We start from the raw sequence: 16,124 nt of genomic DNA, 5'->3' as shown, positions 1-16,124 counted from the left end.
TTCTTATTCCTTTTTTATGGCTGTATACCCCAGCGATTTTGAATAGGACAAATTATATTTTTCATTGCTGCTGTTTCCCTTAAAGCCCGCTATGGTTCCACTTTTTTCCAATATAGCTATTCGAATAGGAGATTCATTACCATCACCCACATATAGATAAGGAGATAGCCAGGAGAGGTCCCTTGTATTTGAAGGTACGGGTGCCTTATATTCGGGCACTGATATAATTCTATTTGCAAGAATGGCTGATATGTTTTTTCTATCAGATAATGTGAGATTATTTTTATGCTTCAGGACGATTTCTTCACCGTCATAAAAGGTGATATTCCCCGTAACCAGATCACTCCTCTCATCTAATAGAAGAACATCACAGGTTTGAATCTCCGAATACCGGGTTGCTGCTCTCAGATCCGATCGGGTAATACCGGCTTTCGCCATTCCGAGAAAGGCAAAACGCTGCAGTTTCTCTTTCTCCTTGATCAATTCTTTTTTTACAGCTTCCAATTTACCGACATCCTGACGGGGGGCATATGTTTCTTCTATCAGATGTCGCATATCATCGGGAAGACAGATTTTGACCTCCTGACTCCAAACTTCGAAACTTCTTGCAAGCACATAGGGGGAGTAAATATAAGAACTGATAGCGAAAGCTGTTATAGGATCATCATCAATTTCAGACCTCAAGGGGGATAAGATATAGGCCTCTCGTTTTGATTCATCGCCACGAAAAGCATCCACATCTCTGTGACGCCAGAGGCGCCCGATTCTCTGCAAAATCATATCCGTCGGTGCCAGGCGGGTAATCAACATATCCGCATCAATATCAAGAGACTGTTCCAAAACTTGTGTCCCTATAAGGATTTTCCCGATACCATCAGAATCAATCCTGCCCGGTTTTCCAAATATTTCGACCCACTGATCATCAAGTTTTTTTCGCTCCATCCTTGAGAACCGCGAATGCATCAGGCCAATCTTTATGTTATTTTCATGAGCCCAGGGAGCTAATTTTTTATATACGTTCTGCGCTTCGTCAACGGAGTTCTCAATCCAGAGAATATATTCACCTCTGATGGCTCGCTCCCTGGTAAGGAAATAGGCGTTCTTATCCTCAGAAAGAAGTTCTATTTTTACAAAATCCCTCTCCTCCGAGCCTGGATTGACCTTTAGGAAATCACCATTTTTTGTAACAGCGGTAATCTGTGGGTAGGATTCATCGACAATGGGGTGCTCGTCATTTTTATTAAATAATTTCAACTTCCGAGAACTTGTCAATGTGGCACTCAAAATGATGACAGTGCAATCCAACTCCACCAGTGAGTTTATTAAATGATCCATAATCGTTCCGGTATAGGCATCATAAGTATGGACTTCATCCAAAATTACAATTTTTCCTGCCAACCCGAATGTCCGTACAAAACCATGCTTAACATTCATCACTGCCATCAAGGCCTGATCAATAGTACCGACTGCAAAGGGCGCCAGGATTCCCCTCTTCCTGGATTGATACCAGGAATAACCAGGCTTTGCATCTTCACCCATATCTGTTTCACAAAGCCAGGCATTTCCATGTAGGAGTAATGTGTTATGTCTATCTTGCTTTTCAAGAATTTTATTTAAGAAAGAATCCACTCGATCATGAATTTTTTCTGATGTGAGTTGTGTCGGTAGAGCAAAATAAATACCCGTTCCCTGTCCTTTCTCCATCATGTTGTACGCAGCAAACAATGCAGCTTCAGTTTTTCCCTGTCCCATTTGAGCTTCTAATACATATACACCAGGAGTCTTCACAATTTTGATAAGAGACGTTTGAAGCGGTCTAGGTGAAAAGGAAAAGACATCGGTAAAGGATAATCCTTTTTTTATTTTTGGCTTAATAAATCCTGCATAATTCACAGCCATTTTGACTTGTTCTGTTAATTTGCTGTCAGCGAAATCAGGATTATCAAATATAGAGCCTGATGCAATCCAGTCGGAAACAGTAGTCAGACCTGAAAGAAGCGCTGCTGATAGATCATTTTTTATGACAGGCCATTTTTTACCAAAAATGTCCATTTCAAAGCTAATCAACTCATTTCTAAGATTCTGCCAGGGGGGGCCACCTGTTATTTGATCATCAGGCAGAGGTACCTTCTCTGGGCTGACTCCATGATGACGACCTGCAATCTCAGGTATAAACCTTCCAAGCCCATATAGAGCGGCTTGACTGATACCCCAATGCCAGCTTGAATTTTTTTCTAAATCTGGATCAATATTGATTAGATCCGGATGTGAATTTCTTTTACAACCCATATTTCTTCTAATTTTTTCCTGAAACATCGGATTGATTTTACCAATATCATGCAGAGCAACGACAAGTTCCGAACCTTCTGAAAAGAGTCTATCTTTTAACTCAACTGGATAACGACTTAATAATTCACAGGCGACCAGCCCTGCAATTTTACAGTGTGTAGCAACATCTACTCCGGGTATATTTTTACCTTGTGAATCAGTCATAGTCTTAGCGAAACAATCAGCTAATGAAATCGAGATATTTTGCTTAACGAGTTTGTCATTTAACTTTACTTTTCCAGCTAATCTCATTCCATCCTCTCAAAATTTATAAATCATGATTCTTATCATACTGTTCCATTAGGGACATATAGTGTCCCTAGATGAATTTTCCTGCCATTTCCTGAATTTTATATTGCCAGATCTTTCTGAACTCAGGTGGGCCAAGGACCTCTGCTTCAACATGATATGACAACACAACTCTGAGTATTTCCTCATAAGATTCCACTGGAAATGAGATATCAACCTTCTCTTCTGTGACTTCGACAGACTGCTCCTCATGCCAGATTTTCCCTTTGACAAGACTGATTGCCTTCCCTGTAAACCGGAGAAATACTGTCTGACAATTCTTTTTGTTTAACATTATGCCAAAACTGCTATTCAAAGAAATGGCCAGTTCATCACTCTTCATCTCTTTCTCAAAGGACATATCGGTACAAGACCATCTGATGATTCTGGAGACATGAAAAACCCTGAGTTCTTCTCTAAAATGGCACCAGGCAAAAAGATACCACTGTCCATCACTATTGCGCAGATGAGAAGGCTCAATCATTCGTGTTTGGGTCAGACCTTTCAAATTCCTATATTTGATTCGAATCTGATGAGATTCATTAATCGACTCCATCAGATCATGGAAAAGATTCGGATCAATGACCTTCTCTTCAGACATCTCATAACTTATATGACCAGTCAATTCCATGATATTGTCAGAAAGAGGAAGGTTCAGGCTGTCACGAATCTGATGACTATCAAAGGGAAAAAGAAAATGATTATTCATGATGCTCTTTATCAATGACAATAAGAGCAGGCTCTGATCGGCTTGTTTCTTTTGCAGGGAAATGCGTTCTTTTTCAGAAATTGAATATACTGATGAAGCCCCACATGTACAATGCAGATTGATATCCAATCTGTCTCGGAGATATTCGATATCCCGTTTGATCGTTCTGGATGTCACTTCAAATTTCTCAGCTGTTTTATGAACCTGAAATGTTTTTCCATTATTAAGAGTATTTAGTAGATAAAGAACTCGTTCGGTTTGACTCAAAGGTATGCCTATTTCATTAATAAACTAATGGATTATCTTTAGTATGCATAAGTTCATTCAGATATCAACACATTTATTAGATACACCTTATTTTATTCGAGATTCCTCTTTAACTGACTAATTTAAATACAAAAAGGGATATGAAAGGTGCCGGAGGCAGCCCCCACTGGGGGCCGAAGCGGGAGCGGAGCCTGGAGTAGCCCGGCCCCGCCTTTAGGCGGGGTTTTGCCAGACTTTTAAAAAAAGAGAAATTAACCCTAGTCCGTAGTCACCGACTTGGCCAGGTTACGGGGCTGATCAATGTCCCGATCCAGAGCCAGGGCTGTGTAATAACCCAGAAGCTGACAGGGAACAATGGTCAGCAGAGGAGACAGCAGGGGATCGGAGTCGGGAACCACAAAGAGTTTATCCGCAACCCTTCTCAGAGTCTCATCCTCATAATTCGAGATGACAAGAACCCTGCCGTTACGGGCACGGACTTCCTGAATATTACTGATGGTCTTTTCCTGATAATCACCCTTTGTACAGATAAATACGGAAGGGATATCCTCGGAGATAAGAGCAAGGGGGCCATGCTTGAGTGACCCTGCACTGTAGGCTTCGGCATGAATATAGCTGACCTCTTTAAGCTTAAGGGCTGCTTCCATGGCAACGGGGAAGTTAATCCCTCTACCCATATACATAACCGAGTCATGCTCCTTAAGTTCGTCAGCCATTGCCTTGATCTCTTCTGCTTTCTCCAGAATGATTCTGATCTTATCGGGCAGAGCCATCAATTCATTCACCAGCTCCTTACCGCGAACCAGAGAGATGTCCCGGGTCCGTCCTATCATAAGAGCCAGAAGGGCCAGAACAGTAACCTGACTGGTAAAGGCCTTGGTACTGGCCACAGAGATTTCAGATCCAGCATGGATGTAGGCACCTCCATCTGTCATGCGGGCCAGTGTAGAACCGACTGCATTAAGGATACCGAGGACACGCCCCCCCTTCTGCTTAATCTCCTGAACGGCGGCGATTGTATCTCTTGTTTCACCGGACTGGCTGATAGCCACAAAGATTGTGTCTTTATCTACAATGGGATTGATGCCGCAAAGCTCTGAGGCATCAGAAACTTCAACGGGAATACGTGCCAGATCTTCTATGATATATTTACCCAGTTCACCGGCATACATGGCTGTACCCATGGCAAGAATATGGATTTTTTTGATGTCATAGAAATCGCGTTTATCCATATTGAGTCCACCCAGAAGGGATGTTCCATAATCGGGGAGAAGACGCCCTCCCCTTCCCATGGCACGGAAAACCGATTCAGGCTGTTCAAAGATCTCTTTTAAAAGAAAATGGGAAAATCCCTGCTTGTCGATACCCGCTACATCCAGATCAAGCCGTTCAACACTCTTGTCTATCTGCATATTCTGACGGTTTACAACACGATATTCATCGCTGTTGAGAACTACCATTTCACCGTCTTCGATAAAAATAGCATGCTGTGTATATGTAGCAAAAGCCATTGCATCGGAGGCCAGAAACATTTCATTCTGTCCGACCCCGACAACCAGGGGAGATCCATTTCTGGCACCGATGATCATATCCGGATGTTCCTGGAAAAGGATAAGCATTCCGTAGGTTCCGTCCAGTCTGTCCAGAGCCATTGAAACGGCTTTCTCGGGTCCGTATTCCAGATAGGACTCCACCAGGTGGGCTACGACTTCGGAGTCAGTCTCACTGTGAAAAATATTGCCTTTGGCAAGCAACTCTTTTTTAAGAATGGCAAAATTGTCGATGATTCCGTTATGAACGATCGCAACCTTCCCTTCGGGTCCGCTGTGGGGGTGGGCGTTCTCTGTGGTAACTCCACCGTGTGTGGCCCAGCGGGTATGACCGATTCCAATTGTGGAGGAATATTTTTCAGTGATTTTTGCTTCAAGGCGGGAGAGCTTACCCTCCTCCTTTACAACTTTGATCTTCTTGCGGTGAAGTATACCGATTCCCGAAGAGTCATAACCCCTGTATTCCAGCTGTTTCAGTCCGCGCAGCAGTACAGGAACAGCTTCCTTGTTTCCTAAATATCCGACTATTCCACACATTATATGACTCCTTGAGGTTAACCATAGATGATTCTTCTGATCTGACGGATGCTCAATGGTTTTGCACTGAAGCGCCGTTCTGTCAGATCACTCTGTATCCGTTTATAAATTTCAGTATTCTTCAGCCCTTCTTTCTGCATCTGTTGATGCCTGCGGCTGATAAAAGATGGCAGATCATCCGAAAAATAATCTCCCAGATCATCCAGGAGGTGATTGAGAACCTCTTCCTCCAGGGGGTAACTGGAAAGGAGATGATTGCGGAAATTTTCATCTATTTTGATCTTTGCCATAAGCTTTATATACTTCATACATCGGTATTTTTCTATAAACAAAAGGGCTAAACCCTCAAACAGGGTATATTTTTACCCGATATCAGGTACGTTTAACATATAAATCAATATGAATCCAAAAAAAGAGTCAGTAATATTTATTTCCCTTATATGTAAAAAGCTTTCTGAGAATATATCTTGATGTTTTATTAAGAAGGGGAGGACAGCTGAATCAGCTCAGAGAACTGATTCAGCCATATCTGCCGCTGAGGGCAGCCTGAAAAAGATCAGCCAATCAGTTTCTTTCTGATATCTTTAACTTCCTCTTCGTCCAGTCCCTTATCAGTTTCGCCACGCTGAAAGTCCAGCTGTATGCGCAGTCTCTTGTGGATTGATGCATTCAGGGGATAGCGGAAAGTATTGAAGAGAACAAGACCGAGTAGAAACAGTGGAAAGAAAATGACAATAAACTTGAGTGCTGTAATCAGAGTCTCAGGCTGTTCCATCATAATTTTCTTTGTGATTCCGTTTTCTGAAATATCCTGAGGTTTGATATAGCCGGAAATATCCAGAATCTGGGAGACAATAAATATCCCGATAGCCGATGAAAATTTCCTCATGAAGGTCATAATACCGCTGAAGGAGCCTGAGATACGTTTACCGAAAGCCAACTCTCCCGCATCGGTGACATCAGGATACATTGTCCAGGGCATAACCACACATCCGATTATCCCGCTGCCGATAATAACTGCGATGACATAGATACTCCATGAGGGCCAGGCAGTATTCATCATTCCTAAAAGGACAGCTCCTATGGCCCATAAAACAATAGAATATTTTAAAACAAAGGTCTTATCCTTCACGGTGGCAATCTTAATAACTGCCGGAACAAGGACAATTTGAGTAATCAGCATGGCACCCAGAACATAATTCAGTTCATCAGGGCGGTTCAGGTAGTAATTCATAAAGTAGGCAAATACTGTTGAGATTATATCCATTGCCAGAAAGGCAAAAAGATAGATGGCAATAAGGATACGGAAGCTTCTCAGTTTAAAGGGCTTCAGCAGAGCCGTAAGGTCAAACCTGCTTTTTTCATGGGGTACGGGAACCCTCTCTTTGGCTACGAAGAAGATGAGAATAAAGGGGACTGCAAAAAAGATTGCAAAGGTAGCCGCCATGGCCATATAACCGGCCCTTTCATCCTGAAACATCTTTACGACTTCCAGAGGCAGAACCGCACAGAGGAGGCTCGCAAACTGGGAGAAGAACAGTCTGGTACCGTTGATAACAGTTCTCTCTTTGTAATCATTACTGATCTCACTGGACATTGCTGAATAGGGGACCATAACAATAGTCTGTATGGTCGAATAGAACAGATAGGAGATCAGAACATATACAAAGCGGGCTGATTCCATCTCAAAAGCAACGGGATACCAGAGAAAGAAAAAGGAGATGAGGATTCCGAAAAATCCAATCAGAAAATAGGGCTTTCTCCTCCCCCACTTTGTCCTTGTGTTGTCGGTAATAACACCCATAAGGGGATCTGATACTGCATCCCAGATCTTACTGATCAGGATAACAGTACCGGCCAGGGCTGGACGGATTCGGACCACATCGGTTAAAAAAATAAGATAGTAGAACCCGATGATTAACTGGGCTCCGCCTCCATAAAGATCTCCCGATGCAAAGATATACTTCTCTTTACGGGATACTTTTTCATTCATACTCATTTTAAAATTCCTTTTTTGTCATTTCCTTGAAATTCAGATTAAGACTGGACTCACCACATTCCAGTTTGATCTTCTTCGGTTTTCTCTGTACCTTTCCCCAGGGGGATTCCAGACGCTGAAAATCTAGAGACTGATCCTTGCCGTCGATTCTGAAACTGCCCTTCCACTTCAGGTCGTATTCAGAATTTCCATAATTAAAAATCAGATTCTGATTGTAGTATTCAGGTTTAACTGCCGAAATTTTTGCCTTGAATTCATCAAAGCTCCCATCCTCATTACTGCTGCCCAGGATACAGACCCACCAGGTACTTCTCCCTTCCTGAATCAGTTCTGAAGGATTATTATCAGCTCTTTTAAGATCTGAAGCTCCGATGAGTGCGCAGTAAGTATTACCAATACGCCCCAGGGCGCGATGTCCCTTAAGAAAAGCTTCATCAAAGAGATCAGACGGGAACCAGGCATGAGTAAAATGATGAAGATGTTTCTCCATAAAGCCCTTCTTTTTGGGAAGCTCATAGAGACTCATACCTACATTCTTATATTGCACAGAATGGGGATTACGTCCATTACCTACCCAGTTGTTGGGAGAGAGGCTTAAGAGCTCATCATCCCCGAATGAAAGCACCGCAGGATGGGTTGTAAAAACATTGATATCCTTGCTGAGGGTGGCGGTCCAGATATGGTGCTGATCCCCATAATCACCGGGATGATAGGCACAGGCGGTGGACATCATATAATTCTCAGTACGGAAGGTATAGGTATTGGCCCGCTGTATGGCAACACCGTTAAAAACGGGATTCAGGGTTTTAGATATAAAGGGGAGGATTCCCGATTTTCTGAGTACCGGGTTTGCCAGAACATCAAGGCCCCTCAGAAAACGGTTCTTCTCCATCTTCCAATCTTTGTAGAGTGTCATGGTGCCCATTACAGATTCAGGATTGGAAAAGGCTTCCATGGCCCATTGATAGATCACAGTATCTCTGCTCTTCATATCAAAACCAAGACTCTTCATCTCAGCCAGATTGATTCCGTTGGAAGTTCTGATCTCTGCCGGGCTGTGGTCCTGTCCGATCTGCTTGATAACCGTAGGAACCTCATAATTCTGCATTAGGAGAAAGTGGGCAGACAGGGTTGAATAGTCATACTCTTTGATATTACCAAAGCCCCAGATAGACTCGGTAACCTGCAGAGTGTCGGCTCCCATGGGGGACATTTTCTGACGTTCATAACAACGGCCGCTGGAGACATTAAAACAGCCCTTCCAGCTGTGCATTGCAATATCAGTAAGAAAGAGATCCATTACCAGGGTGGTCTTCCTTACAATTTCCTCATCAGCTGTAAAATCTATCAGATTGCACAGTGCAGGGAGATCCTCCTCATAATAGACATTGGAATGCCACTCTATAATTCCCCAGTCCCAACGGTCAGACATCCATTTCAGGACTCTCGCTCCGGAGTGCTCCACCCGCTCCAGTCCAGTCATACCATTATTGGAGAAGATCTCCTCTGGATAGAACTGACCGGCCAGATACTCACAGGAGGCAAACAGAATCTGATGATTCTCGCTCCAGAGACACATGCTGTCATCTCCCGGCTCATCCATCCAGTATTTAAATGCCAGAAAGCTCTTTTTCATTACGGCAAGGGTCTCTTCACTGAGCAGATCCCGGAACTGATAGAGGATTCGTATGAGAGTTGCCATTCTAAAATCAGCGCAGTCCTCACGGCTGTCTACATAGGCACAAAGTGTAAGTATCCCCGATTCATCAATTTTCTCTCCCCTGGCAAGTGCCTCAATTTCAGGAATACACTTAGGGGGTCTCGAAGCTTCTACACTGTCCATTAATTATCTCCTTTGCTTAGGTAAAAATGAATCCAGATGAGCAAGGCTTATGCCTATACTCTTCCAGGGAGCGGCACTGTCCTGCTCAATGGCGGCATACTCAACTTCCGCCTCCTCACAGGCTTCCAGAATCCCCTTAAAGTCCAGGTGCCCCTCTCCCAATTCGCAGTCCCGGATACCGGGATTCCAGATAGGCCCCTTAAGAGTCATATCTCTTAGATGCACACCCTTAACCCGGCCTTTCATACTGCGGATAAAGGCGGCAGGATCATGACCGCTCCTCTGCAGCCAGTAGGTATCCAGAACAAAGCCCACATACTCTGGATCCAGTTCTTCGAGAAGTATGTCCATACCGTCGATTCCCTCTTCGCCTGCCAGAGGAACAAACTCAAAGTTGTGATGATGAAAAAGAAGCTGTATCCCCTCTTCCTTCAGCTTACGCCCAGTCTCGTTAAGTATGCCGGCATACTCCTCCAGCCCCTCTCTGCCCTTCTTCAGATATTTAAAACTGATAACGGAGACCACAGCCCGTGGGCATTCGAGGAGCTTATGAAACTCGATGGTCCAGTCAATATCCTTGAGAATGGTATCCAGTTTGATCTGAGTACTGAGAACATTGATTTTATCTCTTTTCCTCAGTTTATTGATGTGATTTATTACTTCAGGAGTGAATTTGATCCGGGCCAGCTCTATGCCGCTGACTCCGGCCTTTTTCATCTGTCTGAAGGCTGTATTCCGGTCTGAAGCTTTCTTCAGAGATTTCCGGATGGTGAAGGTCTGTAAAGCCAGCTCGGTATTCATTATTTCATATCCTTCATATCTACAAAGTCCATGTCGTCAAAAGTGATATTCTCACCGCACATTCCCCAGATAAAAGTGTAGTTACTTGTCCCCACTCCGGAATGAATAGACCAGCTGGGAGAGATAACAGCCTGCTCATTACTCATCACGATGTGGCGTGTCTCATCGGGCTGTCCCATAAGGTGAAAAACCTTTGTCTGCTCTTCCATATCAAAGTACATATAAACTTCCATCCGTCTCTCATGAGTATGACAGGGCATGGTATTCCATACGGAGCCGGGCTCCAGAATGGTCATTCCCATTACCAGCTGACAGCTCTGACATACTGCGGGATGAACAAACTGATTGATAGTTCTCTTATTCAAATTAGCCTCATCACCAAGGTGCACCTTATTGGCCTTTTCAAGGTCAATAAGAACTGTGGGGTATGTATGATGGGCCGGGGCACTGTTCATATAGAATTTAGCGGGATTGGAGGCATCATCACTCTTAAAGGAGACTTCCTTCACACCCATTCCCACATAAGCACCTTCCCTGCTGCCTATCTTAAAAACTTCACCATCCAGAACAAGAGAACCTGCTCCACCTATGTTGATGACACCCATTTCACGACGTTCCAGAAAGAAGTCCACACCCATCTCTTTTCCGGCTTCCAGAGTAAGAGTCTCTGCAGAAGGCATAATACCTCCCACCATAATTCGGTCTACATGAGAGTAGGTCAGTTTGATCTCGTCCTGAACAAAAAGAGTATCCACAAGATATCGTTTTCTGATCTCCTGGGTTGTATACTTCTTTGCATCCTCGGGATGGTCTGCATACCTGATTTCCATATCCATAATATTAACTCCTAGCGGCTTTCTCTTATTCTATTGTGAAAGTCCAGGAAGAGCTTTTCTCCTCCGAACTCAAATTCCATAGTTTCGGCCTTGCGTTCAGCCTGAATATAGGATGAATCAAAACGATTGTATTCAAGATTCTGAATCTCACCATCAACCTTAAAATCTCCCTGCCATGTCAATTCCAGTTGATGGTCATTGCTGGCATAGGTCAGTCTCTTTTTCTCATAGCTCACAGGATTCTCCATAATACGCTGCCGGAAAGAATTAAAGTCTCCCTCTTCATCTGCTGTGGAGATCTCTGTGATCCAGAAGGCTTCAAGCCCTTCCTGAATGACTTCACGCCGTCCTTCAGGGTCAGATATTGTTCCGTCTTTGGTCAATTCTTCGGGTATGATGTAAGTGATAGGATTTTTTGTGCTGACACCCACATAAACATCTCCCAGGCGACCGAATATATGCTTTTCTTCAAGGATAACCTCATCAAAATACAACTCTGGGAACCAGAAATGGGTATAGGGAATAATCCTCTTCTCCATAAGCCCCGGTTTCTCGGGAATATTATACAGACTCATATTGATATTTCTATTCTGAACAGAGTGAGGCAGTCTTCCTTCTCCAGCCCAGTAGGTGGGAGAGTTTCCGTTAGGCCCCTTTTCATCCGGCCATACTGCAGGATGAGCCGAAAAGATGCTGAGATCATTACTCAGAGTAGCCTGCCATACAGCCTGCTGATCTCCATGAGTACCGGGATGATAATTCTGACTGGTGGACATGAAAAAAGAGTCATTTTTGAAGGTATAGACATTCCCTCTCTGAATGGCATTACCATTACTTTGAGGATGAAGCACTTTACTGATTACAGGGAGAAGACCCAGACGGCGCAGTGCAGAGTAGTTTATCATAGTAAAAGCATTAAAAGAGCTCTGAGACAGAAGATCATACTCATTTATGATATCGACCGTATTGCTGATAATTTCAGGATTTGTGAAAGATTCCATGGCCCACTGCATCATGATCTGATGGGTCTCCAGGCCTATCAGCCCTTCCCCCTTAAGTTCACTCACATTCAGACCATTGGAGGCCTTGATAACCTGTTCACTGTGATCCAGACCGATAAGACGGATTACCTCGGGAACCTCGTAGTTTTCAATAAACTGAAAACCCAGATCCATCCCTTTTCTATCTTCACCACCCAGAGGGTAGCCCCAGATATACTGAGCCACACTCTTCATAGAGTTATTTTGCCCGCTTTTTCTATTATTTTCATAGGCTCTGCCGCTGGTTGTAAGGAATGTACCCTTATAAGACTGAGTAGCCAGATCATGAATGAGAAGGTCCATAATGATCTGTGTCTTTGTGATGATTTCGTCATCATCGCTTAAATCGATGAGATTGCTCATAGGCCCGATATCTTCCACATAGTAGACATTGGAGTAATACTCGGTAAATCCATAGTTCCAGCGCTGTTCCAGCCAGGTAAGGACGCGTTCCCGCCCCCTGGCCTGATGTTCCCTGCCGATGAGACCATCATTACTGAAGATTTCGTCGGGGTACAGCTTTCCAGCCAGAAGCTCAGCTGTGGCGAAAAGTATCTGATGGTTCTCACTCCAGTAACACATGCTGTCGGCACCTGGTTCATCCAACCAGTATTTAAAACTGGTAAGAGTCTGCTTAATCCGGGCATGCTGATCTTCACTCAAGCCCTCGGGATAGAGATAGAGGATACGCATCAAAGAGACCAGACGAAAATCGGAACAGTCATATCGGCCATCCACATACCGGCAGATATTTTCAATATTAATATCCTGCTCCTCCGCATCGACCTCAAGATCATGATGAAAAGCGTAAAGAAGACCGTCGGGGTCCATCTGAATACTTTCTGACGGCCTGGAGGGGGCAGGAGTAAAGCTGTTATTTCTCCTGGTATCTATAATCACAGAAAGGACAATAACAATAACTGTTACAGCAGCAAGGCTAAGTATAATTTTTTTTAACATTTTTAGATTTCTCTAATCATTTTGTCATATTGAATGGCAGCCAGGAAAAGGGCGGCCAGACCGTAATCCCAGTTATCTCCCCGGGGGATAAATTTATAGCCGGAAAAAGGGAGGAACTGCAGTGGAATTGTGGGGCCTGAGATTTCCGGCATAGCCAGTCCTTTTTTTCGTTCTGTGATAATAGAACAGACAGATTCAAAGGCTTTTACTGCTGGTACTTTGAAGGAATCATCCAGATATCCCTTATTTACAGAGTGAAGCCAGCCGCAGGCAATAAGAGCCGTCGCACTGGACTCTCTATAGGTTTTTCCTTTTTTATTGAATACGGTCTCCCAGAAACCATCCTCTCTCTGATAGGGAAGAAGAGCATCTGATGTCTCTTTCAAAACCCTGAGAATTCCAGCTCTTTCAGGATGATCCCGGGGCAGATGATCCAGGATCATTGGAAGTGCTGCAATGACCCAGCCGTTTCCACGACCCCAGTAAAGTTTCTTCCGGGGATAGTGGGTTCCCGATTTAACCCAATAACTGTGATACCAGAGTTTATCCTCAGCATCCTGCATATAACCGGCATAGAGCCCGGGCTGACGGGCGGCAAAATCAAGAAGTTCTTTATCACCCTTCTCTGCAGCATACCGGGCGGGGAACACTGAAAACATCATAAGGGAGTCTACCCAGATTGAAGAGGGATAGAATTTCCCCTCCAGGGAATTTCCCAGATGATTTACAGCATCGTCCATAAGTCGGGGTTCATTCTTTATATAACCCAGAACACGGTCGGTTAAGATTTTATATTCTTCCCGTCCTGTCTTCTTCTGAAGTGCATAAGTAATCAGTGCGGGGGCAGATGTATCTGCCTGATCAACCCGGGGAGAATTTGCTACAAAATGGTCGGCATATTTTTCAATATGGGACAGGTACCGGTCTTCACCAAGCCAGGCATCCAGCTCGATAAAGGCATAACCCAGGAGAGCCTCTCCCCACATCCAGCGATGCCCCGGTTTTCCCTGTGCAGCAACTGAGTCTGCTAATTCTAAAACTCTTTTAAAATAATCCAAACTATTCTCCTCTATATATCTTCCGCTCTGGATCGTATCCAAGTTTTCGGGACAACTTCATTGCGGCTTCTTTAAGAATGGCTCCTTCTTTCTCATGATCACGATCCTCGGAATAGAGACCGGCAGCAGAGATTCCCGCTACAGCCTTTCCTCTGTGATCAAAAACTGGGGCACCGACACAGGAAACAAAATCCATGATCTCCCTGTCATCAAGGGCATAACCTCTCTTACGGCAGCGAATAAGATCCTCTCTCAGTGATTCGTGATCCAGATGTGTACGGGATGTTCTTTTTCTAAACTCAACCTTTTCCAGAATGGCTTCCAACTCATGCTCGGGAAGATAGGATAATATTGCCTTACCCAGTGAGGTACAGTAAACTTCGGCTCGGTTTCCCACACTCTCTGTATGAATCACTACATTTTCAGGCTCTTTCTTATACAGATAAATAATTTCAATATCATCCAGCATTGCCAGAAAGATAGTGAGCCCCAGTTTTTCTGAACATTCATCCACAACAGGACCTGCGGTATGTACCAATTCCAGATTTCTGAGAAAACGGTGGCCGATGACAAAAGCCTGAACACCCAGCTGATATCGTCTGACCCGGCTCTCTTCCACCTGTACCATGGATTTTTCCTGCAGCATCAAAAGAATTTCATAGGCTGTTGTTTTAGGAATATCCAGGGCTTCCACAATCTCATTCAGAGAAAGCCCATTAAGAGATTCTGATAATAGGGTAAGTATGTCGATGGCTCTGATAACTGATCTTTGTTTCACATGTCTATTCTATTATTCTTATATGCGATGTCAATTCGTATATACGACTTTATGAGCTTTTTTACACAATCTGTGACAAAACCACAGCTATTACCCTCTATTTTCTTATAATTTTTCTGATATGTTATAATATTAGAATAAGAAAAATGAGGATCAATATGAAAAGAATCTATCCCCTATCCTTACTGATACTGCTGATATGCACATCACTTTCTGCCATGGGCATGAACAAAGAACCGAATTTTAAAATCGGTGAGTTTCACTCAGTTCAGGTAAATATCCCCTGCACAATGACCATTATCAGAGGAAAAGATTTTATGATGGATATTGAGGCAGATCAAAACCGCATACAGGAACTGGATATCTATAACGACCAGGGAACCCTTGTCTTTAAACTGAAAGAGAGGAACCTCCTCAGGCTCTTTGAAAATAATAATCCGAAGATAACCCTGACAATGCCTGAATGGAGAAATATCCGGGTAAGCTCATCTGCAGATGTCAGCTCTGAGGATTATTGGGAAAATGGAGATATTTCTGTCAGAACCTCGGCCTCAGGAGATATCAGATTAAAGGATGTGAAGGCTGATACCGCAGAAATAAGGGTAAGTGCCTCAGGTGATATCTCTATAGGGAATCTCGATCTGAAGGGTCCTCTGGAGCTTTTGACTTCGGGCTCTGGAAATATTGAAGTGGATTCAGTCAGCTGTGCCTCAGCAAAAATCAAAAGCAGTGCGTCAGGAGAGATAGACCTGGGAGATGTGGATGCCGAAGCCGGCATGTTTGAATTAAAATCCAGCGGCTCCGGGGATAATTCATTCGCCGCTATATTGGCAAGGAATGTCCAGCTTATAGCCCAGAGCAGCGGAGAAATCAGAGCTGAGTTGAACTCTGACAGCCTGGAAGTGAAACTTTCGGGAAGCGGTGATGCAAAACTAAAAGGAAGAACCGGAATCGCCAGCCTCCGTTCAAGCAGTTCAGGGACTGTTGATGCATCCCAGATGATAGTCGGAGAGGCTGCTGTTTCAGGTTCAGGCAGTGGAGATATCTATCTCAAACTGGGAACCATAATCAGAGAGGTCAGTTTCTCGGGAAGCGGCGAATTGATCACACGCTGATGAGCTGATTGACTA

12 protein-coding genes are annotated in these 16,124 nt (G+C 43.9%); 1 reads left to right on the top strand and 11 read right to left on the bottom strand.

The features are described 5' to 3' along the window. Positions 1-3: 3 nt before the first annotated feature. The 11 genes from cas3 to DV872_RS00760 all read right to left on the bottom strand — a co-directional run bounded on the left by cas3 (position 4) and on the right by DV872_RS00760 (position 14,994). Complete coding sequence (cas3, locus tag DV872_RS00810; protein WP_158546769.1) at positions 4-2,493, bottom strand: CRISPR-associated helicase Cas3'; 2,490 nt, start codon at positions 2,491-2,493, stop codon at positions 4-6. 154 nt (positions 2,494-2,647) lie between these two features. Further along, positions 2,648-3,592 carry a YafY family protein gene (locus DV872_RS00805; RefSeq protein WP_114627925.1) on the bottom strand — a complete coding sequence of 315 codons (945 nt, stop codon included), beginning with the start codon at positions 3,590-3,592 and terminating at the stop codon, positions 2,648-2,650. 257 nt (positions 3,593-3,849) lie between these two features. Continuing rightward, positions 3,850-5,679: a glutamine--fructose-6-phosphate transaminase (isomerizing) gene (glmS, locus tag DV872_RS00800; RefSeq protein WP_114627924.1), complete on the bottom strand. Its 1,830-nt coding sequence runs from the start codon at positions 5,677-5,679 to the stop codon at positions 3,850-3,852. Between the two features lie 17 nt (positions 5,680-5,696). Next, positions 5,697-5,987, bottom strand: coding sequence for a hypothetical protein (locus DV872_RS00795; RefSeq protein WP_114627923.1), 291 nt, complete (start codon positions 5,985-5,987; stop codon positions 5,697-5,699). A gap of 248 nt (positions 5,988-6,235) precedes the next feature. Then, positions 6,236-7,678: an MFS transporter gene (locus DV872_RS00790; protein ID WP_114627922.1), complete on the bottom strand. Its 1,443-nt coding sequence runs from the start codon at positions 7,676-7,678 to the stop codon at positions 6,236-6,238. A 1-nt stretch (position 7,679) separates the two neighbouring features. Beyond that, positions 7,680-9,521: a hypothetical protein gene (locus DV872_RS00785; RefSeq protein ID WP_114627921.1), complete on the bottom strand. Its 1,842-nt coding sequence runs from the start codon at positions 9,519-9,521 to the stop codon at positions 7,680-7,682. A 3-nt stretch (positions 9,522-9,524) separates the two neighbouring features. Further along, positions 9,525-10,322, bottom strand: coding sequence for a sugar phosphate isomerase/epimerase (locus tag DV872_RS00780; protein ID WP_114627920.1), 798 nt, complete (start codon positions 10,320-10,322; stop codon positions 9,525-9,527). Beyond that, positions 10,322-11,152 (bottom strand): 5-dehydro-4-deoxy-D-glucuronate isomerase, encoded by an 831-nt coding sequence (kduI, locus tag DV872_RS00775; RefSeq protein ID WP_171832035.1) that lies wholly within the window; start codon positions 11,150-11,152, stop codon positions 10,322-10,324. The genes DV872_RS00780 and kduI overlap by 1 nt, the downstream gene beginning before the upstream one ends. A gap of 17 nt (positions 11,153-11,169) precedes the next feature. Beyond that, the gene (locus tag DV872_RS00770) at positions 11,170-13,158 is read right to left on the bottom strand and encodes a hypothetical protein (protein WP_114627918.1); all 1,989 of its coding nucleotides are present in this window, start codon (positions 13,156-13,158) and stop codon (positions 11,170-11,172) included. Positions 13,159-13,160: 2 nt separating this feature from the next. Beyond that, positions 13,161-14,216, bottom strand: coding sequence for a glycoside hydrolase family 88 protein (locus tag DV872_RS00765; protein WP_114627917.1), 1,056 nt, complete (start codon positions 14,214-14,216; stop codon positions 13,161-13,163). A 1-nt stretch (position 14,217) separates the two neighbouring features. Then, positions 14,218-14,994, bottom strand: a complete 777-nt coding sequence (locus DV872_RS00760; RefSeq protein WP_114627916.1) for an IclR family transcriptional regulator — start codon at positions 14,992-14,994, stop codon at positions 14,218-14,220. Positions 14,995-15,152: 158 nt separating this feature from the next. Here DV872_RS00760 and DV872_RS00755 point away from each other — a divergent pair, with 158 nt between their 5' ends. Next, positions 15,153-16,109: a GIN domain-containing protein gene (locus tag DV872_RS00755; RefSeq protein ID WP_158546768.1), complete on the top strand. Its 957-nt coding sequence runs from the start codon at positions 15,153-15,155 to the stop codon at positions 16,107-16,109. The last annotated feature ends 15 nt before the right edge of the window (positions 16,110-16,124 follow it).

The sequence above is a fragment of the Oceanispirochaeta sp. M1 genome, from assembly GCF_003346715.1.
In the GTDB taxonomy this organism is placed as follows: Bacteria; Spirochaetota; Spirochaetia; order DSM-2461; family DSM-2461; genus Oceanispirochaeta.
The sequence above is the reverse complement of the archived record's forward strand: the minus strand, read 5'-3'. Positions and strand labels throughout refer to the sequence as shown.

What these genes read in the sequence shown, in the direction of transcription:
- cas3 (WP_158546769.1), bottom strand. Translation starts at nt 2,493, where the DNA reads ATGACTGATTCACAAGGTAAAAATATACCCGGAGTAGATGTTGCTACA.
- glmS (WP_114627924.1), bottom strand. Translation starts at nt 5,679, where the DNA reads ATGTGTGGAATAGTCGGATATTTAGGAAACAAGGAAGCTGTTCCTGTA.
- DV872_RS00795 (WP_114627923.1), bottom strand. Translation starts at nt 5,987, where the DNA reads ATGAAGTATATAAAGCTTATGGCAAAGATCAAAATAGATGAAAATTTC.
- DV872_RS00790 (WP_114627922.1), bottom strand. Translation starts at nt 7,678, where the DNA reads ATGAGTATGAATGAAAAAGTATCCCGTAAAGAGAAGTATATCTTTGCA.
- DV872_RS00785 (WP_114627921.1), bottom strand. Translation starts at nt 9,521, where the DNA reads ATGGACAGTGTAGAAGCTTCGAGACCCCCTAAGTGTATTCCTGAAATT.
- DV872_RS00780 (WP_114627920.1), bottom strand. Translation starts at nt 10,322, where the DNA reads ATGAATACCGAGCTGGCTTTACAGACCTTCACCATCCGGAAATCTCTG.
- kduI (WP_171832035.1), bottom strand. Translation starts at nt 11,152, where the DNA reads ATGGAAATCAGGTATGCAGACCATCCCGAGGATGCAAAGAAGTATACA.
- DV872_RS00770 (WP_114627918.1), bottom strand. Translation starts at nt 13,158, where the DNA reads ATGTTAAAAAAAATTATACTTAGCCTTGCTGCTGTAACAGTTATTGTT.
- DV872_RS00755 (WP_158546768.1), top strand. Translation starts at nt 15,153, where the DNA reads ATGAAAAGAATCTATCCCCTATCCTTACTGATACTGCTGATATGCACA.